The following is a 23,603-nucleotide window of genomic DNA, read 5'->3' as shown; positions in this document are numbered from 1 at the left end:
AAGATGGAGTTAAATTCAAAACTCCATCAATATTTTTTTCCTTTAAAAATCTAAAATAATTAATTACTTTTCGATTGGTCTCTTTATTTACTTCAGGACCAAAATCACAATATACAGCAGAGTCACCAAGATTTAATATATTTTTAATCATTTAATGTTATAAATTATATCAGTTATGGAAATTAATATAAATTGTGATTTAGGAGAAAAGTCCAAACTTCATTCTAATGAGAATGATCCAGCTTTATTAGAAATTGTAAACTCAGCAAATGTTGCTTGTGGTTATCATGCTGGCGATGAAGAAACTATGAGAGAAGTTATTAAAATCTCTAAAAATAGAGGTGTCAGTATCGGTGCCCATCCTTCATTTAATGATCCAGATAATTTTGGTAGAGAACGAATGAACTTATCAGAAAATGAAATTAGAAGATTGATTATAGATCAGTATGAAATCCTGCAAAAAATTGCTCAAGAAAATAATGAAAATGTAACTCATATGAAACCTCATGGCGCTTTAAATAACATGGCATGTGAAGATATAGAGCTTGCAACAATTTTAGCTAAAGTAATATACGAATTAGACAAAGATTTGATTTATTTAGTTCCAACAGGATCAAAAATGGAAACAGCTGCAAAAAGCCTTAATATGAAAATTGCTTGTGAAATATTTGCTGATAGAAATTATGAAGATGATGGCAACTTAGTTTCCAGAAAAAAACCACATGCTTTAATAACAGATCCAGAACAAGCAAAAAAACATGTTTTAAATATGGTTCAAAATCAGGCTATTAATTGTCACAGTGGAAAGCAAATACCTTGTGAAATAGACTCTGTATGCATACATGGTGATAATAATAGTTCTTTAGCTACTGCTAAATCGATAAGAGATAACCTCTTAGAAAATAAGCTTAAGTTAATGCCTTTAAACAAGATGGAGAAATTTATCATATGAAAAAATTATTAATTATATTTACAATTCTAATTTTAAATATTTCTAACTCATTTGCAGCCGGATCTTCTGGAGGAGACTCGCAGCCAAAACTATCAAATTACAAACAAGCAGTTAAATTAATTAAATCTGCAAAAAAAGATGAAAAAAAAGGCAAAACTGAAAAGGCAAGTAAAAAATATTCAAAAGCACAAAAGTTGTTATTAAAATCAAATAAGAAAAAACCTAACAATGCTGATACTTTAAACTATTTAGGTTTCACAACTAGAAAAATTGGTGACTTTAAAAACGGAGAAAAATATTATCTTGAGGGATTAGCAATTGAACCAAATCATGTTGGTATTAATGAATATCTTGGTGAGTTATATGTTGCTACAAACAGAATGGATCTTGCTAGAGAAAGACTTGAAATATTGAAAAGTTGTAACTGTGAAGAATATACAGAGTTAAAAGAAATTATTGAAGGCACTAAACAATCTAAATACTAAAATTTGAATATTTGTAAAAATATTATAAAATAATTTATATTGTTAGAACAACTTTTAATCGTAAGCCAAATGGTCATCATCAATTTGGTGATGGCTGCAGATAATGCAATTATAATAGGTATAATTGCAGCAAGCTTTGCTCCTAAACATCGATATCAAATAATAATGTGGGGACTGTTCGGTGCTCTATTATTTAGGATTATTTTTGCTTTTTTTGCTTCCTATCTATTTGGCTTTGCATTTGTAAAAATTTTCGGTGGCTTACTACTTATTTGGATTGTAAATGATCTAAGAACAGATTTATTCAGCACAAAGAGAATAAAATCACCTACTAAAGCATCTAAAGAGCCATCCTATATTCAAAGCGTATACAAGGTTCTATTCGCAGACATAACTTTAAGTTTCGACAATGTAATTGGAATTGTTGGAGTTGCTAAAGATAACATTAATCTATTAATTTTTGGATTATTCTTATCTGTCGTTTTTGTTGGAACGCTTGCAAGATTTTTTGCTGAAAAAATTAAGAAATATAAATGGATTGGTTATTTGGGTCTTTTTGTAATTTTATTAGTAGCTTTACAGCTATTAATTGGTGGAATGATCGATCTTGAAATTCTTTCAGTAAATGAAAATTTTGAAAAATTTTTCTAATATAAATATTTCTTAGACGGATATTTGAGTGCTCTGACTTCTGCTTTGTATTTTTTAACAGCATCTCTAATTGTTTTTCTTACATTCCCAAATTCCTTTACAAATTTAATTTTTGAATTCGTTAAACCAATTATATCATCTGTCACTAAAACTTGACCATCACAGTGTTGAGAAGCGCCTATACCAATTGTTAAAACTTTAATTTGATCTGTAATCTCTTTTGACAATTTTCGCTCTACACACTCTAAAACAATTGCAAAAACACCTATGTTCTCTAATTCTTTGGCTTCATTAATTAATCTTAGTTTTTCTTTAGAAGATTTACCTTTAAATGTAAATTTACCCCTTTCATTTTGCGGTAATAGCCCAAGATGACCCATTACAGGTATCTTGTTTTTGATTAGATGTTTAATTATTTCAACTATCTTTTTATTTCCACCTTCTAGTTTAACTGCATCACATTTTGTTTCTCTCATTACTTTTTTGCAGTTTTTTAATGCCTCAGATTTATTTCTGTAAGTATTGTAAGGCATATCAACTACCATTAAACTTTTATTAATTCCTTTTCTCACACTCTTTGAATGATTTATCATCATCTCCAAAGTTACTGATCTCGTTGTATCAAAATCATAAAGAACTGATCCAAGAGAATCTCCAACTAAAATCACATCTACAAATTTATCAATTTCTTGGGCAATATTTTTTGAATAAGCAGTTAAACAAACAACTTTAGCTTTATTCTTTTTTGATAATAAATTTTTAATTTTTTTCATTAGATTTCAAATCTACCATGTTCCAGTATTTTGCATTGAAATCCATGGTTCTTTAGGTTCAAGATTTCCTTCTTGAAGAAGTTCCACTGATATTTTGTCTGGTGATCGTACGAAAGCCATATGACCATCTCTTGGAGGTCTGTTAATTGTGTATCCCATATCCATTAATCTCTGGCAGGTTTCGTAGATATTTTTTACTCTATATGCAAGATGACCAAAATTTCTTGATCCATCTCCCAAGTTATCGCCATCCCAATTATAGGTTAATTCTATTTGTGCATTTTCATCATTAGGAGCCGCCAAAAAAACCAGAGTAAATCTTCCTTTTTCATTTTCCATTCTTTTAATTTTTTTTAATCCCAAACCATCACAAAAAAATTTTAAAGTTTCTTCTATATTAGAAACCCTGATCATTGTGTGTAAATATTTCATATAAAGATTTTATAATATTTTTTTACTCCAGTTCAATAGTACTTGGTGGTTTAGATGTTACGTCATAAACAACTCTATTTATTCCTCTAATACTATTTACTATTTTGTTTGATATTTCTTGAATAAATGATTTCTTAAAATCATAATAATCAGCTGTCATACCATCTTGCGAAGTAATTGCTCTTAGTAAACACAAATACTCATAAGTTCTATTATCTCCCATAACACCAACTGTCTTTACTGGCAAAAGTGCTGCATAAGCTTGCCAGATTTTATCATAAAGATTATTTTTCCTTAAACCGTTAATAAAGATTTCATCTGCTTCTTTTAGAATTTTTATTTTCTCTTGCGTAATGTTTCCTGGCATTCTTATTGCTAAACCTGGTCCTGGAAATGGATGTCTAGATATAATTTCTTTACTAAGTTTTAGCTCTAAACCTAATTTTCTCACTTCGTCTTTAAACAAAAATTTTAAAGGCTCAACTAGTTTAAGTTTCATTTTTTTTGGAAGTCCGCCAACATTATGATGCGATTTTATTTTTGAAGTTTGACTGCCTGTAACTGATTTGCTTTCTATCAAGTCTGGATATAAAGTTCCTTGAGCTAAAAACTTTACATTTTTTATCTTTTTAGAATATCTTTCAAATATTTTTATAAATAAATTTCCTATAATTTTTCTTTTTTTTTCAGGGTCTGTCACATTTTTCAATTTTCCTAAAAATTCTTTTTCTGCATTAACATATGTTAAATTCATTTTAAGTTTACTTTTAAATGTTTTGACAACTTGAGTTTCTTCATTTTTTCTCAAAAGTCCTGTATTCACAAAAATGCAATGTAATTTTTTTCCAATGGCTTTATTTAATAACTGCGCAACCACACTACTATCTACACCTCCTGATAATGCGCAAATAACTTTTTCGTTGCCAACTTGATCTCTGATATCTTTAATTAGCCTTAATCTTTGATCTTTTGAACTCCAATTCCTTTTAATTTTGCAAATTTTAAATAAAAAATTGTTTATAATTTTTTTTCCATTTTGAGTATGAGTAACCTCAGGATGAAACTGAACACCATAAAAGTTATTTTTACTATCTTCAACAGCTGCAAATTTTGAATTTTGACTTTTTGCAATAATTTTAAATGATTTTGGAATTTTTGTTACTTGGTCCGCATGACTCATCCAAACACTAGATCTATTTTGCTTATCAAAAAAACCATCTAAAAGTTTACTATTAGAATTTTTGATTAGATTTGCTAATCCAAACTCTCTGTGTTTTGATTGCTTAACTCTACCTCCTAAGCTTTTTGATAAAATTTGATGCCCAAAACAAATCCCAAGCACTGGTAAATTTTTCTTTAATATATTTTTATCAAATGAAAATTTATCATTTTGATATACGTTTAATGGACCTCCAGATAATATGAGACCTCTTACATTTTTGTTTACTTGATTTATTGAAACTTTTTTATGACTTACTATTTCACAAAAAACATTGGCTTCTCTTATTCTTCTTGCAATTAATTGTGTAAATTGTGATCCAAAATCAATAATAATAATTTTTTCTAAGTTTTGATTAAGAGTCATTTTTCGGCTCTAAGTCTTTTAGAGACTCTAAAATTCTTTCATTTTCTTTGCATAAACTTTTACAAATTTTTACAAATTTTTCTGAAAGCTCTTTTACTTCTGAATAGTTAGAATTTTCTACTGCAATATCCATTAATCTAAGAGTGGCATCTTCGTTACTTGGATCTAAAAGCAGTGTCGTATTGAGATTTTTTTCTTCTTCTTTCTTATTTTCTTTTTCTTTAAATATTTTAGCTAAATATAAATAAGATTTTGCATCTTTTGGATTAAATACAATATTTCTCTCCAGTAAAAATTTTGCTTCATCATAATCTTTTTTATCAAATTTTTTTATTGCTTGATCATAATAGATGTCATCTGCATAAGAAAAATTAGCTAATATTGCTAAAGTAAACGTAGCTAATAAAGTTTTAATTATTTTTGACATTAATATTTCCTATCATCTTTAATTTGATCAACATTATGAACCATACTTTCATAAAATCCTGCTTTTGTAATCTTAACAAATCTAGGTTTGTCTCTTAAATTCTTTATTTGTTTTGCTCCTAAATAACCCATTGATGATTTTAGTCCACCTACAAGTTTATACAATACATCTACAACTTTGCCCTTATATTTCACAAATCCCTCAACACCCTCTGGAACGTATTTAGATGCATCTTTTTGTTTTTTTTGAAAATATCTATCTGCAGATCCCTTATTCATTGCTCCTACTGATCCCATACCCCTAAAACTTTTAAATTTTTTGCCATTCTTAATAATTAATTTTCCTGGTGTTTCATCTGTTCCGGCAAACAATGACCCTATCATTACTGCATCTGCACCTGCAGCAAAAGCTTTAGCTAAATCTCCAGAATATTTAATTCCACCATCAGAAATTATAATTGCTTTTTTATTTTTTAATCCATTTCTCACAGCTAATATTGCACTTAATTGAGGTACACCAATTCCAGCAACCAATCTTGTAGTACAAATAGATCCTGGGCCAATTCCAACTTTAATAATATCAACTCCTAAATTTAATAAATACTTTGCGGCCTCAGGTGTAGCAATATTACCAGCACATAAAGTTACTTTTGTTTTTTTCTTTTTAATAAATTTAATTATCTCACCCACTTTCTTTGTATGTCCATGAGCTGTATCGACAACAATTAAATCAACACCTTCTTTTAGAATTTGTTCCGCTCTTTTATGTTCATTAGGCCCTGCTCCAACCGCAGCTCCAACTAATAACTTTTGTTTTTTTACTTTTTGGATTTCGCTAACTTGTTTTTTTATATCTAAATTTCTATGAATTATCCCAATTCCTCCAGCTTTTGCTATAGCAATTGCCATTTTACTTTCTGTAACAGTATCCATCGCAGAAGTAAGAATAGGTATTTTTAAGCTTAAATTTTTTGAAAGTTTAATGCTCGTGTCAACTTCTGAAGGTAGCACTTCAGAATAATTTGGTGCTAAAGTAACATCGTCAAAGGTAAGAGCTTCTTTAATAGGATCCATAACGATTTATATATGATTCCTTTTATATTTAAAGTCTCTATCTTAATTTTTTACAAATAATAAAGCTTTCTTTAGAGTCTTTTCTACTAGATTTTGGTTTAAAAACCTTAACCTCTTTAAAAATTTCCTTACCTTTAGCAACTATTTCATTAAAAGAACCACCCATAAATATTTTTGAAATAAAGCTTCCTTCTTGTAACAGTATATCTTTTGAAAAAATCATAGCTTCCATGCATAATTCCCCTGTCTGAATAGCGTCTACATTTTTAATACCTGTGGTATTTACAGCCATATCAGACATGACAATATTAATTTTACCTTCAGCAGATTTTAAAATTTCATCTTTTATTTTATCTTCTGTGAAATCTCCTTGAATTTGAACACTCTTTCCCAATGGTTCCATCTTCTTTAAATCTATGGAAATTAATTTGCCGTTTTTAATTTTTTTTTCTGCGTATTGAGACCAGCTTCCAGGTGCAGCTCCAATATCAACTACAGAAAGACCACCTTTGAATATCGAAAACTTTTCATCTATCTCCATTAATTTGTAAGCCGAACGTGCTCTGTAGCCATCAATTTTTGATTGTCTAACGTAAATATCTCTTCGTTGTTTATTGACCCAATTTTTTGAAATTTTATTTTTTTTCAATTAATTATTATATCTAAGACTTTTTAGAACAGTCGTATTTTCGGTTGTATCAATTTCAATTTTAATCTCTTTATTTACTCTCATGTCTTTGCCATCACGCCAAATTCCTGCTGCTAAATGCATTATACCAATTTTATAATGAGGTAAATATGGCTCAACAAAGGTGTCTTCCTTATTATCATATTTTGGAAGCAAGTTACTGGTAATCCAATTACAATTTAAAGGAAGAAATTCAGTATCTAAATCGTCAATGTAAACAGACATATTTATTGCCAGTCCTTCAGAACCAAAAATATTCCCTGCTTTTAGAGTAATTTCTAAATTTTTTTGCCATGAAATCCAGCCTGGTGAATTTTTTTCTAAAGAAAAAACACCAATATTAATGTGAGGTGCAAAAGCAAGTTTTCTTGCTTTTTCAAAACCAATTTTAGATTTAATCGCATGTTTAAAATTTTGAGATTTAATAATAGCTAATTTGCCAAATAACCAATTTACTTTTGAGGTAATTTTATAGCCTGGTCCAATTGTTTGAGTAATTCCTAATTTACCATTGTCGCAAGCTTTAAAATAAAGTTCTACTGTATTCCAATCATTGACCCAAGCATCACAGTCAATCCAAAGATATTTCTCATAATTGGGAAAGTATTTGGGCAAGAAAGCTCTTGATACTTGGCTTTTAAGCCACTCTTTTCCTCTTACTTTAAATGCTGGAACTTCGATATCCCACTCTGCTGATTTTATTTCATCAACTTTTTTAGTTAATTTTTCTTTTTGTTCTTCTGTTAATCCTGCATCTAAAATACAAATTGCAACATCTTTGCTTTCTTTAAATCTTTTAATTGAGTCTACTAATTCATTTAATAAATCAAAATAATTTGCATCAGCTAATGAAACAATTACATTTTTCTTCATTTAAAGAACATCTTCAAGATCTTCATTTTCATCTTTCTCTATCTCTTTTTGCTGCTTTTTAAGTTTTTGAAAATGGAAGAAGCTTATAGGTAAAAGCATAAGGTATATTATGGAACTTATTGTTATAATTTCAAAAGTATAAATTAATAATAATCCGAAAAATAAAATTATTCCAAATAATAAAAATATTGTCGTTCGTCTTCTAATAACAATTTTTTTAAATGAATAAGTTGGAAATTTGCTAATTAATAAAATTGAAGTTATAATGAAAAAAATAACAGACAGTATATTGTAGTTTAGAGAGAAAATATAAAATTTATCTAATCCACTTAAACTAAAAATTAGTGGTGTCATAACTAATATTCCTCCTGCAGGAGAAGGCACACCTTCAAAAAAATTATCTTTCCATGATGGCTGTTGATTTGAATTAACATTAAATCTTGCGAGTCTAAGAGCTACACATACGACATAAATTAAACATAATAACCAACCTAATCTTCCAAGATTATTCATCACCCAAAAATACATGATAAATGCAGGCGCTACTCCAAAGCTAATCATGTCAGTTAAAGAGTCTAATTCTTTACCAACTTTTGAGGTCCCTTTAATTAATCTAGCAATTCTTCCATCTAATCCATCAATTAATGCAGCAAATAAAATCGCAATAATTGCAAATTCAAATTTTCCATCTAGTGCAAATCTAATTGAAGTAAGACCGATACATACTCCTATTAGCGTTAGCATATTAGGTAAAATTACTCTTGTTCTATGATCTGTAACAATTTTTAAATTATTTTTTGGTTTTTCCATAAATTATTTTTTTGCAAGTAAAGTTTCACCTGCAACAGCTGTTTGTCCAATTTTTACAAGTGGCTCATAATTTTCATAATAAACATCTGCTCTACTTCCAAATCTTATCATTCCAATTCTTTCACCTTGTTTCAATTCTTGATCTTTTGAAGACTCACAAACAATTCTTCTAGCTATTAATCCGGCTATCTGAACAACAATAATATCCTCGCCATCTACATTTTTAATTTTATAATAGTTTCTCTCATTATCTTCGCTAGCCTTATCAAGTGATGCATTTAAAAATTTTCCAGGTTTGTATAAAATTTCATCTATTTTACCACTACATGGAGTTCTGTTAACATGACAGTCAAAAACATTCATGAAGATGCTTATCTTTTTAAATTTTCTATCTTCTAGACCTAACTCTTTAGGTCCATCAACTTCTTCTACTTTTATAATTTCACCATCTGCGGGGCTTACTAGATACTTATCATCATTAATTGAAGTTCTATCTGGATCTCTAAAAAAATAATAAACCCAAATTGTAATTACTAATCCTAGTAATCCTAAAAAAGTACTTAAAGCATACAATACAAGCGTCGCCACACCTGATATGATTAAAAATCTATAACCCTCTGTATGAATTTTTGGAAATATTTTACTAAACATTTTCTTCTAATTGATAATTTTTGATTAATATGTATATAAAACCGTGAAATTCAATTGATAAGATAAAAAATTAATGAGCAAAATCAAAGTAAAAAATCCAGTAGTAGAGCTAGACGGCGATGAAATGACCAGAATTATCTGGGAATTTATTAAAAACAAGCTGATACTTCCATATCTAGATTTAGGGATTGAATACTATGATTTAGGTATGAAAAGTAGAGATCATACGGATGATCAAATTACAATTGATTCAGCTAATGCAATTAAAAAAATTGGAGTTGGCATAAAATGTGCAACGATTACTCCTGATGAAGCTAGAGTTGAAGAGTTTGCTTTAAAAAAAATGTGGAGATCCCCTAACGGAACAATAAGAAATATAATTGGTGGAACAGTATTTAGAGAACCAATAATTTGTAAAAATATTCCAAAACTTGTTCCCTCTTGGACTGATCCAGTAATTATCGGAAGACATGCATTCGGAGATCAATATCGTGCCACTGATTTTAAAGTTCCGGGTAAAGGCAAAATGGAAGTTAAATGGACATCTGAAGATGGGTCACAAGAACTTAAATATGAGGTATTCAACTTTACAGGTCCAGGTGTTGCCCTTTCAATGTATAATTTAGATAAATCAATCGAAGACTTTGCGAGATCATGTTTTAGCTATGGACTAATTAAAAAGTGGCCAGTTTACATGTCTACTAAAAATACGATTTTAAAAAGATATGACGGAAGATTTAAAGATATATTCCAAGAAGTATTTGATAATGAATTTAAATCAGAATTTGAAAAACACAATTTAACTTATGAACATAGATTAATTGATGACATGGTTGCTTGTGCAATGAAGTGGAGTGGAAAATATATTTGGGCATGCAAAAACTATGATGGTGATGTTCAATCAGATACTATGGCTCAAGGTTATGGATCTTTAGGATTAATGACTAGTACTTTATTAACACCAGATGGTAAAGTTATGGAAGCTGAAGCAGCTCATGGTACAGTAACAAGACACTACAGAATGCACCAACAAGGTAAAGAAACTTCTACAAATCCAATCGCATCAATTTTTGCTTGGACTAGAGGTTTGGCTCACAGAGGAAAATTAGATAATAATGACGAGTTAATCAAATTTGCTAATAGCTTAGAAGAAGTTTGTGTCGAATGTGTTGAAAATGGAGAAATGACTAAAGACCTTGCAATATTAATTGGTCCTTCAAGTAAATATCTTACAACTAATCAGTTTTTAGATGCAATTGATGCTGGATTAAAGAAAAAACTAAACTAAAGTTTTTATTTTCTCAAAAGCCTCATCTATTTTGTTTGGATCTTGACCGCCAGCTTGAGCAAAATCTTTTCTACCGCCACCACCTTTTCCACCAATAATCTCTGAACATGCTTTTACAAAAACAACCGCATCATACTTTGAAGTTAACGACTCTGTTATGCCAACTGCAACACCCACCTTTCCATCTTTAACTGCAAATACTAATACAATTCCATCTTTAAGATCTTTTTTACCATTGTCAGCTAACTTTCTTAATTCTTTTGGAGGTAAATCTTCAATCTTTTGAAACCTAACCTTCACTCCATTAATTGTTTCATCTTTAATTACATTTTTACTTGTATCAGTTAAAATTGATTTATTAGAGAGTGTTTCTAATTGTTTGTTTAAATTCTTAATTAAAATTTTTTGATCATCTTGATCAATATTTGGCTTACCACCAAGTTTAATAATCTGTTCTGAGAGTTCTTTAATTATCTTTTCGTTTTTTTCAGATGATTCATTAGATAATTTTTCTTGGTTTTTTAAATAATTTTCTAATTGCTTGTCTCTTAAAGCCTCAACCCTTCTTACACCTGCTGCTATTGATGATTGGCTAATAATTTTGAATTTACCAATATCTCCTGTATTACGAACATGTGTTCCTCCACACAATTCTGTAGAAAAATATTTATCCTTTTCATCTCCCATTGATAAAACTCTAACTTCATCACCATATTTTTCACCAAAGAGTGCTAAAGCTCCTTCTTCTACTGCTTCTTTCGGTGACATAATTCTTGTCTTCACTTCTGATTTATTTTGAACCATTTCATTAACAAATGTTTCTATTTTTGTAATTTCCTCTGAGCTTATTGGTTTCATGTGACTAAAATCAAATCTTAATCTATCAGGTTCTACTAAAGAACCTTTTTGTGTTACATGCTCACCTAAAACTCTTCTTAGAGACTCATGTAATAAATGTGTTGCTGAGTGATAAGCCCTAGTATTATTTCTTCTCTCAATATCAATATTCATTTCAATATTCTCATCTACTTTAACAAAACCTGATAAAACTTTGCCATAATGTACAAATAAGTCTCCTAGTTTTTTTTGAACATCAGTTACTTCAAATCTAAAGTTCTCGTTAGAAATCATGCCAGTGTCACCAACCTGTCCACCTGACTCTCCATAAAAAGGTGTTTGATTAACAATAATCATGCCTTCATCACCTTCACTTAAAACAGTGACTTCTTTTGAACTCTTTAATAAACTTTTAACAACACCTTGTGCTTGATCATTTTCGTATCCTATAAACTCAGTTGCACCATGTTTTTCCTTAATTCCATACCAAACTTGTTCAACAGCACTATCACCAGATCCTTTCCAATTTTTTCTTGCAAGAGCAATACTTTCTCGCATCAGTTCACCAAATCTCTCTTTATCAAATTTAAGTGATTTAGATTTTAAAATATCTTCAGTTAAGTCAATTGGAAAACCATAGGTTTCATATAATTTAAAGGCCACATCGCCTGGTAAGACCTTGTCAATTTTTGAAATCTCCTCATTAAGTATCTTGATACCTCTATCGAGTAAAACTAAAAACTTCTCTTCTTCCATTTTAAGTGTTTCTTTTATTAATGATTCAGCTCTTTTTAATTCGGGATAATTTCCAGACATTTCTTGTAATAAAGTTTCAAACAATTTTGAGAAAACAGGTTGTTTAGATCCCAGCATATGAGAATGTCTCATTCCTCTTCTCATTATTCGTCTCAATACATATCCTCTTCCCTCATTGGAAGGAAGAACACCTTCTGCAACTAAAAATGAGCTTGCTCTTAAATGATCAGCTATAACCCTAAAACTAGAAAGATTTTCTTTACTAGATTTTTTATTAACTTCATTTTCAGTTGCTGCTATCAATTTTTTAAAGTGATCCGTTTCATAATTGTCATGAGTTCCTTGAAGAAGAGCTGCAATTCTTTCAAGTCCCATTCCAGTATCAACTGAAGGCTTTGGTAAATTAATTCTTTTATCTTTTGAAATCTGTTCGTATTGCATGAATACCAAGTTCCAGATTTCTATGAACCTATCTCCATCTTCATCTGGTGTTCCTGGCAAACCACCTTTCAAATGATCACCATGATCATAAAATATTTCAGAACAAGGACCACATGGACCTGTATCACCCATCGACCAAAAATTATCAGATGTCGCAATTCTAATTATTCTATCATCATTAAAGCCTGCAATTTTTTTCCAAAAATTAAACGCTTCATCATCCTCATGAAAAACAGTTACATAAAGTCTATTCTTATCAATTCCAAAATCTTTAGTAATTAAATTCCATGCATAATGAATTGCTTGTTCCTTGAAATAATCACCAAATGAAAAATTTCCCAACATTTCAAAGAATGTGTGGTGTCTTGGTGTATAACCAACATTCTCTAAGTCATTGTGCTTTCCGCCGGCTCTTACACATTTTTGTGAAGTGGTCGCCCTTTTATAATCTCTTTTTTCTAAGCCTGTAAAGACATTCTTAAATTGCACCATTCCTGAGTTCGCGAACATCAGTGTTGGATCATTGTTGGGTACTAAATTACTAGACTCAACTATTCTATGATCATTCTTTTCAAAATATTCCAAGAATGTTGTCCTAATCTGATTTAGTGTTTTATTAGCCATATTTTTTAAAATACAGCTTTTTTATTTTATGTCTAGATTGGTTAAAATGGGAAAAAGGCGCTTATTTCTAAGCGCCTTTATAATTTAAAGATGACCTATAAATTAATTCTTTTTAGTAGATGCAGGTTCTGCTGCTATTTCTTTTGCTTCTTTAGCAGTAGTGCCTTTTTTCTCTTTTTCTACTTTTTCAGGATCTAATGGATTTCCTTCAATTTTTTTAGAAATCACACCAGCTTTTTCTCTAATAGCCAGTTCTACTTCAGCAGCAATTTTAGGATTTTGTGCTAAGAAAGTTTTAGCATTTTCTCTTCCTTGTCCAATTTTCTCACCTTTATATGCATACCAAGCACCTGATTTTTCAATAATATCTGCCTTAGCACCTAAGTCTACTAGCTCACCCATTTTGCTAATTCCTCTTCCGTACATAAGATCAAATTCAACAACTTTGAATGGTGGTGCAACTTTGTTTTTAACAACTTTTACTCTTGTTGTGTTACCAATGATTTCATCTTTATCTTTGATAGCACCAATTCTTCTAATATCCATTCTTACAGATGAATAAAACTTAAGAGCATTACCACCTGATGTAGTTTCAGGACTTCCAAACATAACTCCAATTTTCATTCTGATTTGGTTAATGAAAATCATCATTGTATTTGTGTTTGAAATTGAACCAGTCAATTTTCTTAAAGCCTGACTCATTAATCTTGATTGAAGACCAACATGATGATCTCCCATCTCACCTTCGATCTCAGCTTTAGGGGTTAAAGCTGCAACAGAGTCGATAACTATAACTGAAATTGAGCCTGATTTTACTAGTGTATCAGCGATTTCTAAAGCTTGCTCACCAGTATCTGGCTGAGAAATTAATAATTCTTCAGTATTTACACCTAGTTTTTTAGCGTAAACTGGGTCTAAAGCATGTTCTGCATCAACGAATGCACAAATTCCACCTGATTTTTGAGCTTCAGCAACAACTTGCAATGCTAAAGTTGTTTTTCCTGAAGATTCAGGTCCATATACTTCAATAATTCTTCCCTTTGGTAAACCACCTATTCCTAGAGCTAAGTCTAAACTTAGAGAACCTGTAGATACAGACTCAACATCCATAGCTCTTTTCTCTCCAAGCTTCATTACTGAGCCTTTACCAAAATTATCAGTTATTTGACTGATAGCAGCGTCTAACGCCTTATTTTTTTCTTTTAAATCCATTTCTTGATCTTTAGTAGATTTCACTACCTTTAAATTACTTTTAGTCATTTTTTGCCTTTTTTTTTACGTTTTTTAACAGTCGAATCATGATTTAAATGTACACATTTTGTTCTCATTAGCAATAGAGAATGTTCTATTATCCAAAAAAGCCCAAATTATTTGATTTTTAAGTAATCACTATTCAATAAACCAATACTCTTAAGTAAATTGAATTGGGAAAGGATATAGTTTCTTTCAGAATCGGCTAAAGAAATTTGCGCATTTAAGAGAAGAGCGTTGGATTGAATAACATCTAAAGTCGTTCTTCCTGAACCACTGTTATATTCTGCAACAATTCCCTCATTAGCTATTTCAGCAGCTCGTACTTGTGATTGAACAGAATTTAATAAACTTTTGTTGGACTGATATGAGGACCATGCACTTGAAACTGAAGTTTCATTTTTTTTTATCATATCATCTAATAATAATTTTTTTCTAAACTCTAAACTTTGATTTTTTCTAATTGAAGCAAGATTTTTTCCTCCTGAAAAAAATGGCCATGTGACAGTAGCTGTAACAGTGTCTCTCTCTCTTTCATCATAAGTAGAGCTCAAATCTTCAACATAAGTTCTATCCAAAGACAAGGTTGCTGAAGGTGCTAAGTCTGATTTTGCTGAAAAAGTATCTTTTTTTGACTGCTCGTATTCTAACTGAGCTATGATTAGATCCGGATTATTAATTTTAGATTTATTGATTGCTGAATTAAGATCTATTGGAAGATTTACATCAAAAATCGATTTTTTTTCTAACGATTTTGGATCAGATAATGGACCAATTACATTCTCATAATTTAGCTTACTAGTTAATAAATCATTTTCAGCTTGTATTAACTTAGCTTGGGCACCTGCTAATGAAGATTCTGATTGAGCAACATCTGAAAGTGTAGATTGTCCCCTTTCAAGTTTAATTTGATCTGACTCAACTTGTCTTTCTAACAAATTAACATTGTCCCTATTAATGTTTAGTTTTTCATTTGCTACAATCAATCCAGTATATGCTTCAACAGATTTAAAGAGAATATCTTGCTCTTTTTTCAAAAGTTTTGCTTTTGCAAGATCTATACCAATAGTTTTCTTTTCATATTCAGCACCTCTACCAAAATCAATTAAGGTTTGTGTTACTGTTAATGATTTAGTAGTTGGATCCACATCATTAATTGCTGCATTTCCACCAGATTGGTTTGTAAGTTTATTTGTTTCTTGCTGACTTTTGCTTCCACTTAGGGTTACAGATGGTAAATAATTACTTTTTGAAACATTAAGTTCTTGTTCAGAGACATTTATATTTTCTCTTTCCGCATTTAATTCAGAATTATTTTTATATGCTTTCTTTAGTGCAGATGTAAAACTTTCTGCATAAACATTTCCGCAAAAGAATAATAGCGCAAAAGTAAGTGTTAAAATTTTTTTCATTTATCTTTATATACTGCAGTTTTGATAATATGGTTACTATTTAAATTCATTATAATTGAGGCATATTTTGGAGCTTTCTTAAACATGTTTTCAGTTATCCTTTGATAAGTTTGCATAAAATTTATTACATCACCTTTGCTCATTATTTTATTATTAGATTTATTTTTTGTTGTTAACCATAACTTGTGTTCTTGTTTTAATCTCCATTTTTGTAATAATAAAAAATCTTTCGCTTTTAAATAAACTAGACAATTTAATTGAGAATATAATTTTTTATATTTAGTTTTAAGTTGCTTATTAACATATTTTCTCCAAATTAAGTTTGCATCTTTAGTCTTTTCAAGAGAATTGATTGATTTTTTTAAAGTTTTATTTGTCTCTGATCTAGCTCCAACACACCAACCTTCAAAAATTATAATGTCAGGTTTTTTATCTATATTATACCATTTTTTTTTTGGGTAACGATCATCAACTGATTTATCAAACTTTGGAACTTTAATAGACTTAAAACTCTTTTGTTTTACATTTTTAAAAAAGGTTTGCATGAGTTTTAAATCATGTGTACCAGGCACACCTCTTGTCATTAACATTGGGTGAATAGATTTTGATAATTTTAATCTATCTTTTCTTGTTTTATAGAAATCATCAATTGAAACTCTAAATACATTTTTCTTAAAATATTTTTTTAAAATAATGGATATCAAAGAACTGATTGTTGTTTTGCCTGTCCCTTGGCCTCCTGCTAATCCCACAAAATATGGTCTTTTTTTATCTGCTTTTTGTGCAATCCAATCACACAAAGGTATTAAAAAAGACTTTAACATCTTTTCTTTACCTTTAAATTTTTCTGTTAATGTTTCTTGTGATTTAATAAATTTAAAACAATCTTTTTTTACTTTACTAAAACACTCATCAGTAATTTTCATAGATTATTTTTTTTGATCTAACGGATGATTATTTCCATCTAAAACTGCTATATCATTCATCTTAAAAGTATCTATTTCATCTACGCAACCAACATTAAAACCGGTCATTGCTGGATTACTTCTAGGATTATGATGTGTATAAATTCCACAAACAGAACAAAAGTAATGTTTAGCGATTTTACTGTGAAATTGGTAAAGTTTTAATTTGTCTTCACCTTTGGTAATTTTAAAATCTTCATTTTTAACCATAGACATCACTGCACCTTTTCTTTTACAAATAGAGCAATTACACTTAACAACTTTCTCTAAATCTCCACTTATATTTATTTCTGCTTCAACTGCTCCACAGTGACATGTTAGTTTTTTCATAAATTAATTCCTATTGGTTATTGTATTGTTCGTAAATTTTTTCTCTCTCACTTTTATTCATTCCTTTTGTTTCTTCTATAAATTTATTTCTTAACTCTCTTGTTTTTAATATGAAAAAACAAACGGTGTCTTTACTATGATAAATTGCTTTTAACTCATCATCTATTTCATTTAGCTCTTTTGGAACATCTGTTTTTATACAAATCATAATTTTCCTTTAGTTTCTAACTGACTACTTATTGTAAAAGTTATCCACATGTCCACTAAATGTTGTTTTGGATGTTCACGTTTTGATTCACTTTTGATTCAATTACGGACTCAAAATACAACCTATTGAGTGTATTGAATAAATAGTCTATAAAATAGAACAAAACAAGAACATGAAATTAACTATTCCATATTACTTACATAAAGCGGGCGCTGGGTTTCCCTCTCCTGCAACAGATTACATTGAAGAAGATATTGATCTTAATATGCATCTAATAAAAAACGTTCCCGCTACTTTCATTATCAGGGTTCAAGGAAAATCAATGGTTGATGTAGGTATCAACGATGGCGATCTATTAGTTGTAGATAAAAGTTTAAAACCAAAAAATTTTTCAACTGTTATTGCAAATGTTCATGATGAGCTAGTTGTTAAAACTTTAGTTCAAGAAAAAGATAAAAAATTTTTAACTTCAGGATCAAAAGAGTTTTCTGACAGAATTTTAATTAATGAAGAACAAGATATTTTTATTTGGGGGGTTGTAACTTATGTCATCCATTCAACATACTAAAAAGATAGCTTTAGTTGATTGTAATTCTTTTTATGTTTCTTGTGAAAGATTGTTCAATCCTAAGATAAGAAAAAAACCAGTTGTTGTTTTATCAAATAATGATGGCTGTATCATTTCAAGATCAAATGAAGCAAAAGCTTTAGGTATCAAAATGGGTGAGCCTTATTTTAAAGCAAAAAATATTATCATTAAAAATGATGTTCAAGTTTTTTCATCGAATTATTCTTTGTATGGTGATTTGTCTAGAAGAGTGATGAGAACTCTAAAAAGATTTAATTCACAAATAGAAGTTTATTCAATTGATGAAGCGTTTATGGACTTATCAAATTTTTCTGATGAAGACGTAGAAAGAGTAGGAAAAGAAATTAGAGAAACTGTTCTACAATGGACAGGTATACCGACTAGCATTGGAATTGCTAAAACCAAAACTCTAAGTAAAATTGCAAATCATATTGCAAAGAAAAAACAATCTGGAGTTACGAGTTTAATTGGTATTGAAAACTTAGATCCAATATTAGAAAAAATAGAAATTAATGATGTTTGGGGTGTTGGTAGACAGCTTACAAAATTTTATCAAAAAAATGGAATTTACAATGCTAAGCAGCTTAAAAATAAATCTAACACTTGGATCAAAAAATGCTCCAATGTTTTAAGCTCAAGGACTGCGATGGAACTTAGGGGCATTCCTTGTATTAATTTAGAAACAACACAAACAAAAAGAAAAAGTTGTGTTGTATCGAGATCATTTGGAAAAAGAATAGAAACTTTTCAAGAATTAAAAGAAGCTGTTTCTAATTACTGTTTAAATGCATCTGAAAAAATAAGATTAGAGTCTTTAGTTGCAAAAGCAATTACAGTATTTGTTAGAACAAGTCCTTTTCAAAGAGATTATGGATATTACTCAAATTCAAAAACAATTGATTTTCCAATAGCAACTAATAACAGTATTGAAACTGTTAAAACAGCAGTTGCAATACTTGAAAGTATATTCAGGAATGGTTATCGATATCAAAAAGCAGGTGTAATGTTAACAGGACTTAGAGAAGATGATGGAAGAAAAAATTTATTCTCATCAGAAAAAGATGAAAAAATAAATAGTCTAATGAGATCTATTGATAGCACCAATCATAGATATGGAAGATCTACACTAAGCCTTGCAAGCGCAGGAGTTCATAAAAAATGGAATATGAGAAGAAATTATTCTTCTAAAATAGATACTGCTGATTTTTACAGTTTACCCAAAATAAAAGCTATCTAAACTTTAAAAAGTTTATCAGAATAATCTTGAAGATTATCTCCCCAGAAAACTTCTTTTTGAATACGTTTAAAATCTACATCAAATACTGTAGACATTGCAGAAGCATAAATTGATCTTGCATCAATTGTTGAATTTAAATCTCTTCCTTCAAATAGCTCTTTTCTTTTTAATCCAGGCCAATCTGCATAAACTTGTGCTTTCTTGAGCAATCCTCCAGACATCAAAATAGCTGAACCATAACCATGTTCTGTGCCATTACTGCTATTTTGTCTAATTGTTCTCCCAAACTCAGTTAAAGTTAAAATTAATGTTTTATCAAAAGCATCTTTGGTCATAGAGTGTTTGAGAGATTTGATAATATCATCATAATCAGAAAGACAGTCTGCATGAGCTCCATTAGTTGCACCTTGGGCAGCATGAGTATCAAAACCATCTACTTCAAAAACTGCTACTCTTGGACCATCTGGTTTAGATAATTCTGTTCCAGCATTAGTTGCTAAAATCCAAGCTTTGTCACTTCCAGTGTTACTTAATTTTCTAGTTCTAACTATTTCTAAATTTTCATATAAAAGTTTTTCATCATATTCCTTGTAAGCGTTTTGAATAATTTGAAGTGTTGTTGGATAAGGTAATTTATGACCTACTGGAAAATAATTGTTATTCATAGGAACGCCTCTGATTAATAACGGCATCGGAAGAGCTAAAGCTAATCCATTTCCAGATAAACCTGCAATTTTCATACCCCTACCAAGCCAACCTGTCTTTTCTTGATAAGGAATTTTACCACCTGATTCCATTAAATTTTGACCATCGAAATGTGATCTACCAGTATATGGAATATTAGTTGCATGAATTGCTGCACTCTCATTTTTATCCCAAAGATTTTTGAAAGTTTCTAATGCTGGATGTAAATCAAAGTCAGAGGTTAATGGTAAAGTTCTATCAAGATTAATTTTACTTCTCATTTTTTCAAAATCTTTGTCTCCTTTAATAGGAATTGCACAAAGACCATCCATACCTCCACGCAACATTATAATCACTAAGTTCTTTTTTGATCCTGAATTTGCTAAAGATGGTAAACCAAAACCAGCAAAATATAGAGATGTAAGTGCTGATGTTTTTAAAAAATTCCTTCTAGATATCTTCATGATCTTAAAAACTCCGGGTGATTAAAAAGTAATGTATGTTTTTCAACAGCTCTACTTTTTTTATTTAAATATTCCATTATTTTACTTGGATTATCAAAATTTTTCTCAACGATATTTTGATAAAATTCTTCAGGGTTATCTCTTGTTTCAGCTTTCATGAATGAATAACTTAATTGTGCATAAACAAGTCTTCTAATTAATAGTTCTGGAGACATCCAATCTTCTGAAAAATCTGACCAACCATTTGGTTGTTTTGCTCTATAAGGATGATGTCCAATTTCCCAAAGTATTCTCTCTGGTGATCTTTGTTTTCTTGTGGGAGCTGTTCCTAATTCATAACTATCCATAACTTCTGGAGAAGGTGGCCAATCTAAATTACCTATTTTTGCAACTTGTATGAACCAATTTTCAGGCGTTTGAAACTTTTTAAATTTTTTGTTATATTCAAAAGCAACTTTAATTGCTGCCTTATGTATTTCAGGTAAATGTCCATCTGATTTTTTAAAGGTCTCAATAATAGGTTTTTTCATCTCCTCTGTTGGTTCATCTGTAATTAAAAATCTACATAATCTTGTTGCAACAAAATCTCTACAATTAGGATGGTTAACTAAATCTTTAATAACTGTTTTTAATCCTTTTTTTCCACTTTTATATTCTTTACCTAATACATTTTTTTTTCCAGGCTGATGGTATTCTGAATTAAACCAAACATTGCCCGTTTCCAATTGAGTTTTGCTCCACTTTTGTTGCCAACCTGTCATGATTTCAGCTAAAAAAATTACATCATCTTGTGCATATCCTGCTTTGGGTGAAACAGTATGTAATTCTAATAATTCTCTTGCATGATTTTCATTAATAGTTGCTGGTTCTTTTTTTCTTCTTCTCCAATCTTGTTTTGCTGTAACACTATTAGGCCCGGCACTTTCAGTATTATCCAAATGATGTATCATGGCCCATGAAGTAGTTACTTCATTAACCATTTTTTCAAAAGTTTGATCCATATTTGCTCTAATAATTTCTCTTTGATAAGGACCTGTTGAATAATTTGCTAAAAAATCTTTTTCACTAATTGCAAAAAAATTACCCCAAAACATCCAAAGCTTTGTGAACACAGGATGTGTACTATTTATTGCTTCATTGTGTCGAATGCTTATTTCTAAAGACTCCCAGAATTTTTGACCTGTATCTTTTCTAAGTTGATCTTTTTTTACTTTATATAAAGTTTTATCATTTTTGTATTTTTTTCTTAAAACTTTACGGTCATTATAAACCCAATCTCTATAGTGTTTTCTTAGTTCTTTTTCTTTGTAAATTTTTCCTTGCCAAGAGATATTTGGTATTTCATTAAATTGATCAGTAGCCCATTTTAATGGATCATTGGGAATTTCATCATTAAGTCCCAATCCGAAACCAACTTTTCTAATGAAACTTTTCACCAGAAAAGATTATTTTATTTTAGTAATACTTTCAATGTTACTTAAAGAGTTATTATATTCATCAATATTCTCTCTTAACGCTAAATTTGAAACTGAATATACAAGATACAATAGAAATAAGAATGGTATCAAAGTAATTATAGAAGCATGGTCTTTAATTAACAAAATATAGATAACTATAAATAAAGCTGAACGGATTAAAACAGTTTTTCTAAATACACTGATGATTGACAAAGAATGTTTTATTAATCTAGAAAAGCTCATTTGAGAAGGACCAAAATATCTGTATCCTCTAATTGATGGAATTGACACTAAATCAGATTCTAGTTTTACTAGAGATCCTGAGAAACTATTCCACGTTGCTTTTTCATTCACTAATTTTTCAACGACGTTTTTTGGCAAACAAGTGTAATTTCCAAATTTTATTAATTTACCAGTAAATACAAGAGTAATTATTTTATGAATTTTATAGCAAACTTTAAATAAAAGACTTTCTGATCTTTTTACTCTTTCACCAACTATTGGTTTTTTATCAACTTTATTGATCATATTTAAAAAATCTAAAATCTCTTCTGGCCTATCTTCACCGTCACCATCCATGGGAATTACGTAATCAAATTCTTCTTTTTCTAATATATATTTCAAACCAGTTGCTATGCATCTTGCATGTCCTTGGTTAATTTTCATATTTAAAATTTTAACAGAATGAATGTTTTCAAATTCTTCTTTATTTTCTTCTCGATCATGTTTTGAAGCATCATTTACAATTATTATTGACAACTCATGAGCTGTGTCTATTTGTTGACTATTAATCTCACCTAATAATTTAGCAACAGATTTCCAATCATTATAAACTGGTATTAGAATTTTAATTTTCATTTACCTAGAGCCTATCATACAAAAACCTTGTTTTTTTATCTTTCCAAAATCTCCGGGGCATACTTGTTTTAAAATATCCGCATTCCCGGTATAAACAATTCCACCAGATGGATCTAGCTGGTCTGCTTTTCCTTTTATGTCTTGAAACCAAATGGGTCTTGAACTCATGTGATATGATAAATTACCTGCAATCCATTCATCGCCTATAACGTATTTAATTTCATTTGAAAAATTTTTAGACCATCGTCTCTCAACTAATTCAGCAATTTCTTTACCGGGATAATCTGTTCTTTTGTTATCTTTAGTTATTGAAATATATCCATACAAAGATGGAGATAAAAATAAAAGAATAAAAAATATAACAAAAAATTTATTTAATTTTTTTAAATTTATATGTTTTTTATAGATCTCAATAAATAGAACTCCAAAAAATAAATAAAATGGTGTCATCCACATTGTTCTTATCTTTGAACCTGAAATCAGTGAAGTTAAAAACATAAAAAATATTGGCAATACAGATATAAAAATTAAAAACATCAACTTCTTGTTTTTTTTATCAATCTTAAATTTTAATTTTGAAGTTAAAGTAAAAATTAATAAAAAAAATGGAATTAAAATTCCAATTTGTTTTCCTATAAATGATAATGGATATTTTATGTGATCAATTAATTCTTTTTCTTCAAAACCAGTTCGAGCCACTCCATAAGTAAGAGTAATATAATTATTTTCACTCAACCATATAAAATGAGGCACTAATAAAATTAAGACAACTTCTAAAATAATAATATACTTAAAATCAAAC

25 protein-coding genes and 1 pseudogene are annotated in these 23,603 nt (G+C 29.6%); 6 read left to right on the top strand and 20 right to left on the bottom strand.

Annotated elements, in window-relative coordinates:
* Window positions 1-151: carboxyltransferase domain-containing protein (locus ACTT9D_RS04760; RefSeq protein WP_440930668.1), on the bottom strand; the 151-nt coding region annotated here is incomplete at its 3' end.
* 24 nt (window positions 152-175) lie between these two features.
* On the opposite strand from ACTT9D_RS04760, the gene ACTT9D_RS04755 reads away from it, so the two are divergent.
* The 3 genes from ACTT9D_RS04755 to ACTT9D_RS04745 are packed head-to-tail and all read left to right on the top strand — an operon-like array spanning window position 176 to window position 2,088.
* The gene (locus ACTT9D_RS04755; protein WP_440930667.1) at window positions 176-952 is read left to right on the top strand and encodes a 5-oxoprolinase subunit PxpA; all 777 of its coding nucleotides are present in this window, start codon (window positions 176-178) and stop codon (window positions 950-952) included.
* Window positions 949-1,437, top strand: coding sequence for a tetratricopeptide repeat protein (locus ACTT9D_RS04750; protein ID WP_440930666.1), 489 nt, complete (start codon window positions 949-951; stop codon window positions 1,435-1,437). Before ACTT9D_RS04755 ends, ACTT9D_RS04750 begins: the two co-directional genes overlap by 4 nt.
* 39 nt (window positions 1,438-1,476) lie before the next feature.
* Entirely contained in the window at window positions 1,477-2,088 is a 612-nt protein-coding gene (locus ACTT9D_RS04745; protein ID WP_440930665.1) for a YjbE family putative metal transport protein, read from the top strand.
* Here ACTT9D_RS04745 and panB read toward each other — a convergent pair.
* From panB to ACTT9D_RS04700, 9 genes are read right to left on the bottom strand one after another with little or no spacing between them, the layout of a single operon-like run.
* Complete coding sequence (panB, locus tag ACTT9D_RS04740; protein ID WP_440930664.1) at window positions 2,085-2,861, bottom strand: 3-methyl-2-oxobutanoate hydroxymethyltransferase; 777 nt, start codon at window positions 2,859-2,861, stop codon at window positions 2,085-2,087. The two genes, ACTT9D_RS04745 and panB, sit on opposite strands and share 4 nt — an antisense overlap.
* 12 nt (window positions 2,862-2,873) lie before the next feature.
* Window positions 2,874-3,293: a VOC family protein gene (locus tag ACTT9D_RS04735; RefSeq protein ID WP_440930663.1), complete on the bottom strand. Its 420-nt coding sequence runs from the start codon at window positions 3,291-3,293 to the stop codon at window positions 2,874-2,876.
* A gap of 22 nt (window positions 3,294-3,315) precedes the next feature.
* A complete protein-coding gene (gene guaA / locus ACTT9D_RS04730; RefSeq protein WP_440930662.1) occupies window positions 3,316-4,878 on the bottom strand; it encodes a glutamine-hydrolyzing GMP synthase in 1,563 nt (520 codons plus the stop codon).
* Window positions 4,868-5,305, bottom strand: coding sequence for a tetratricopeptide repeat protein (locus ACTT9D_RS04725; protein ID WP_440930661.1), 438 nt, complete (start codon window positions 5,303-5,305; stop codon window positions 4,868-4,870). The genes guaA and ACTT9D_RS04725 overlap by 11 nt, the downstream gene beginning before the upstream one ends.
* Window positions 5,305-6,378, bottom strand: coding sequence for an IMP dehydrogenase (gene guaB, locus ACTT9D_RS04720; protein ID WP_440930660.1), 1,074 nt, complete (start codon window positions 6,376-6,378; stop codon window positions 5,305-5,307). The genes ACTT9D_RS04725 and guaB overlap by 1 nt, the downstream gene beginning before the upstream one ends.
* Before the next feature lie 37 nt (window positions 6,379-6,415).
* Complete coding sequence (locus tag ACTT9D_RS04715) at window positions 6,416-7,027, bottom strand: RlmE family RNA methyltransferase (RefSeq protein ID WP_440930659.1); 612 nt, start codon at window positions 7,025-7,027, stop codon at window positions 6,416-6,418.
* Window positions 7,028-7,939, bottom strand: coding sequence for a glycosyltransferase (locus tag ACTT9D_RS04710; protein ID WP_440930658.1), 912 nt, complete (start codon window positions 7,937-7,939; stop codon window positions 7,028-7,030). It abuts the gene before it with no gap.
* Window positions 7,940-8,749 (bottom strand): CDP-diacylglycerol--serine O-phosphatidyltransferase, encoded by an 810-nt coding sequence (gene pssA / locus ACTT9D_RS04705; RefSeq protein WP_440930657.1) that lies wholly within the window; start codon window positions 8,747-8,749, stop codon window positions 7,940-7,942. It abuts the gene before it with no gap.
* Window positions 8,750-8,752: 3 nt separating this feature from the next.
* Entirely contained in the window at window positions 8,753-9,400 is a 648-nt protein-coding gene (locus ACTT9D_RS04700) for a phosphatidylserine decarboxylase (RefSeq protein ID WP_014952837.1), read from the bottom strand.
* A gap of 73 nt (window positions 9,401-9,473) precedes the next feature.
* Between ACTT9D_RS04700 and ACTT9D_RS04695 the strand changes: the two genes are divergently transcribed.
* On the top strand, window positions 9,474-10,688 hold the full coding sequence (locus tag ACTT9D_RS04695; protein WP_440930656.1) for an NADP-dependent isocitrate dehydrogenase: 1,215 nt from the start codon (window positions 9,474-9,476) through the stop codon (window positions 10,686-10,688).
* On the opposite strand, the gene alaS is transcribed toward ACTT9D_RS04695, so the two are convergent.
* The 6 genes from alaS to ACTT9D_RS04665 all read right to left on the bottom strand — a co-directional run bounded on the left by alaS (window position 10,680) and on the right by ACTT9D_RS04665 (window position 17,512).
* Window positions 10,680-13,346: an alanine--tRNA ligase gene (alaS, locus tag ACTT9D_RS04690; RefSeq protein ID WP_440930655.1), complete on the bottom strand. Its 2,667-nt coding sequence runs from the start codon at window positions 13,344-13,346 to the stop codon at window positions 10,680-10,682. The genes ACTT9D_RS04695 and alaS overlap by 9 nt on opposite strands.
* 102 nt (window positions 13,347-13,448) lie before the next feature.
* The gene (gene recA, locus ACTT9D_RS04685) at window positions 13,449-14,606 is read right to left on the bottom strand and encodes a recombinase RecA (protein WP_440930654.1); all 1,158 of its coding nucleotides are present in this window, start codon (window positions 14,604-14,606) and stop codon (window positions 13,449-13,451) included.
* Window positions 14,607-14,713: 107 nt separating this feature from the next.
* Window positions 14,714-16,009 carry a TolC family protein gene (locus ACTT9D_RS04680; protein ID WP_440930653.1) on the bottom strand — a complete coding sequence of 432 codons (1,296 nt, stop codon included), beginning with the start codon at window positions 16,007-16,009 and terminating at the stop codon, window positions 14,714-14,716.
* Entirely contained in the window at window positions 16,006-16,935 is a 930-nt protein-coding gene (locus tag ACTT9D_RS04675; protein ID WP_440930652.1) for a uridine kinase, read from the bottom strand. The genes ACTT9D_RS04680 and ACTT9D_RS04675 overlap by 4 nt, the downstream gene beginning before the upstream one ends.
* 3 nt (window positions 16,936-16,938) lie before the next feature.
* Entirely contained in the window at window positions 16,939-17,304 is a 366-nt protein-coding gene (locus ACTT9D_RS04670) for a GFA family protein (RefSeq protein WP_440909162.1), read from the bottom strand.
* Between the two features lie 10 nt (window positions 17,305-17,314).
* Entirely contained in the window at window positions 17,315-17,512 is a 198-nt protein-coding gene (locus ACTT9D_RS04665; protein ID WP_440930651.1) for a hypothetical protein, read from the bottom strand.
* Between the two features lie 172 nt (window positions 17,513-17,684).
* On the opposite strand from ACTT9D_RS04665, the gene ACTT9D_RS04660 reads away from it, so the two are divergent.
* Both ACTT9D_RS04660 and ACTT9D_RS04655 read left to right on the top strand, forming a co-directional pair.
* Window positions 17,685-18,080: a LexA family protein gene (locus tag ACTT9D_RS04660; protein WP_014952829.1), complete on the top strand. Its 396-nt coding sequence runs from the start codon at window positions 17,685-17,687 to the stop codon at window positions 18,078-18,080.
* Complete coding sequence (locus ACTT9D_RS04655) at window positions 18,058-19,338, top strand: Y-family DNA polymerase (protein ID WP_440930650.1); 1,281 nt, start codon at window positions 18,058-18,060, stop codon at window positions 19,336-19,338. Before ACTT9D_RS04660 ends, ACTT9D_RS04655 begins: the two co-directional genes overlap by 23 nt.
* On the opposite strand, the gene ACTT9D_RS04650 is transcribed toward ACTT9D_RS04655, so the two are convergent.
* From ACTT9D_RS04650 to ACTT9D_RS04635, 4 genes and pseudogenes are all read right to left on the bottom strand, one after another.
* Window positions 19,335-20,486, bottom strand: a complete 1,152-nt coding sequence (locus tag ACTT9D_RS04650) for a DUF1501 domain-containing protein (RefSeq protein ID WP_440930649.1) — start codon at window positions 20,484-20,486, stop codon at window positions 19,335-19,337. The genes ACTT9D_RS04655 and ACTT9D_RS04650 overlap by 4 nt on opposite strands.
* The gene (locus ACTT9D_RS04645) at window positions 20,483-21,922 is read right to left on the bottom strand and encodes a DUF1800 family protein (RefSeq protein WP_440930648.1); all 1,440 of its coding nucleotides are present in this window, start codon (window positions 21,920-21,922) and stop codon (window positions 20,483-20,485) included. The genes ACTT9D_RS04650 and ACTT9D_RS04645 overlap by 4 nt, the downstream gene beginning before the upstream one ends.
* A 9-nt stretch (window positions 21,923-21,931) precedes the next feature.
* The gene (locus ACTT9D_RS04640) at window positions 21,932-22,801 is read right to left on the bottom strand and encodes a glycosyltransferase family 2 protein (protein WP_440930647.1); all 870 of its coding nucleotides are present in this window, start codon (window positions 22,799-22,801) and stop codon (window positions 21,932-21,934) included.
* Window positions 22,802-23,603 (bottom strand): annotated as a pseudogene (locus tag ACTT9D_RS04635) (glycosyltransferase family 39 protein); the annotation flags it as partial.

It is taken from the genome of Candidatus Pelagibacter sp. (assembly GCF_052049815.1).
Lineage (GTDB): Bacteria > Pseudomonadota > Alphaproteobacteria > Pelagibacterales > Pelagibacteraceae > Pelagibacter.
The sequence above is the reverse complement of the archived record's forward strand: the minus strand, read 5'-3'. Positions and strand labels throughout refer to the sequence as shown.

Excerpts from the sequence above, each read along its gene's own strand:
- ACTT9D_RS04755 (WP_440930667.1), top strand. The coding sequence starts at position 176 with ATGGAAATTAATATAAATTGTGATTTAGGAGAAAAGTCCAAACTTCAT.
- ACTT9D_RS04750 (WP_440930666.1), top strand. The coding sequence starts at position 949 with ATGAAAAAATTATTAATTATATTTACAATTCTAATTTTAAATATTTCT.
- panB (WP_440930664.1), bottom strand. The coding sequence starts at position 2,861 with ATGAAAAAAATTAAAAATTTATTATCAAAAAAGAATAAAGCTAAAGTT.
- ACTT9D_RS04735 (WP_440930663.1), bottom strand. The coding sequence starts at position 3,293 with ATGAAATATTTACACACAATGATCAGGGTTTCTAATATAGAAGAAACT.
- guaA (WP_440930662.1), bottom strand. The coding sequence starts at position 4,878 with ATGACTCTTAATCAAAACTTAGAAAAAATTATTATTATTGATTTTGGA.
- ACTT9D_RS04725 (WP_440930661.1), bottom strand. The coding sequence starts at position 5,305 with ATGTCAAAAATAATTAAAACTTTATTAGCTACGTTTACTTTAGCAATA.
- guaB (WP_440930660.1), bottom strand. The coding sequence starts at position 6,378 with ATGGATCCTATTAAAGAAGCTCTTACCTTTGACGATGTTACTTTAGCA.
- ACTT9D_RS04710 (WP_440930658.1), bottom strand. The coding sequence starts at position 7,939 with ATGAAGAAAAATGTAATTGTTTCATTAGCTGATGCAAATTATTTTGAT.
- pssA (WP_440930657.1), bottom strand. The coding sequence starts at position 8,749 with ATGGAAAAACCAAAAAATAATTTAAAAATTGTTACAGATCATAGAACA.
- ACTT9D_RS04700 (WP_014952837.1), bottom strand. The coding sequence starts at position 9,400 with ATGTTTAGTAAAATATTTCCAAAAATTCATACAGAGGGTTATAGATTT.
- ACTT9D_RS04695 (WP_440930656.1), top strand. The coding sequence starts at position 9,474 with ATGAGCAAAATCAAAGTAAAAAATCCAGTAGTAGAGCTAGACGGCGAT.
- alaS (WP_440930655.1), bottom strand. The coding sequence starts at position 13,346 with ATGGCTAATAAAACACTAAATCAGATTAGGACAACATTCTTGGAATAT.
- recA (WP_440930654.1), bottom strand. The coding sequence starts at position 14,606 with ATGACTAAAAGTAATTTAAAGGTAGTGAAATCTACTAAAGATCAAGAA.
- ACTT9D_RS04680 (WP_440930653.1), bottom strand. The coding sequence starts at position 16,009 with ATGAAAAAAATTTTAACACTTACTTTTGCGCTATTATTCTTTTGCGGA.
- ACTT9D_RS04675 (WP_440930652.1), bottom strand. The coding sequence starts at position 16,935 with ATGAAAATTACTGATGAGTGTTTTAGTAAAGTAAAAAAAGATTGTTTT.
- ACTT9D_RS04670 (WP_440909162.1), bottom strand. The coding sequence starts at position 17,304 with ATGAAAAAACTAACATGTCACTGTGGAGCAGTTGAAGCAGAAATAAAT.
- ACTT9D_RS04665 (WP_440930651.1), bottom strand. The coding sequence starts at position 17,512 with ATGATTTGTATAAAAACAGATGTTCCAAAAGAGCTAAATGAAATAGAT.
- ACTT9D_RS04660 (WP_014952829.1), top strand. The coding sequence starts at position 17,685 with ATGAAATTAACTATTCCATATTACTTACATAAAGCGGGCGCTGGGTTT.
- ACTT9D_RS04655 (WP_440930650.1), top strand. The coding sequence starts at position 18,058 with ATGTCATCCATTCAACATACTAAAAAGATAGCTTTAGTTGATTGTAAT.
- ACTT9D_RS04650 (WP_440930649.1), bottom strand. The coding sequence starts at position 20,486 with ATGAAGATATCTAGAAGGAATTTTTTAAAAACATCAGCACTTACATCT.
- ACTT9D_RS04640 (WP_440930647.1), bottom strand. The coding sequence starts at position 22,801 with ATGAAAATTAAAATTCTAATACCAGTTTATAATGATTGGAAATCTGTT.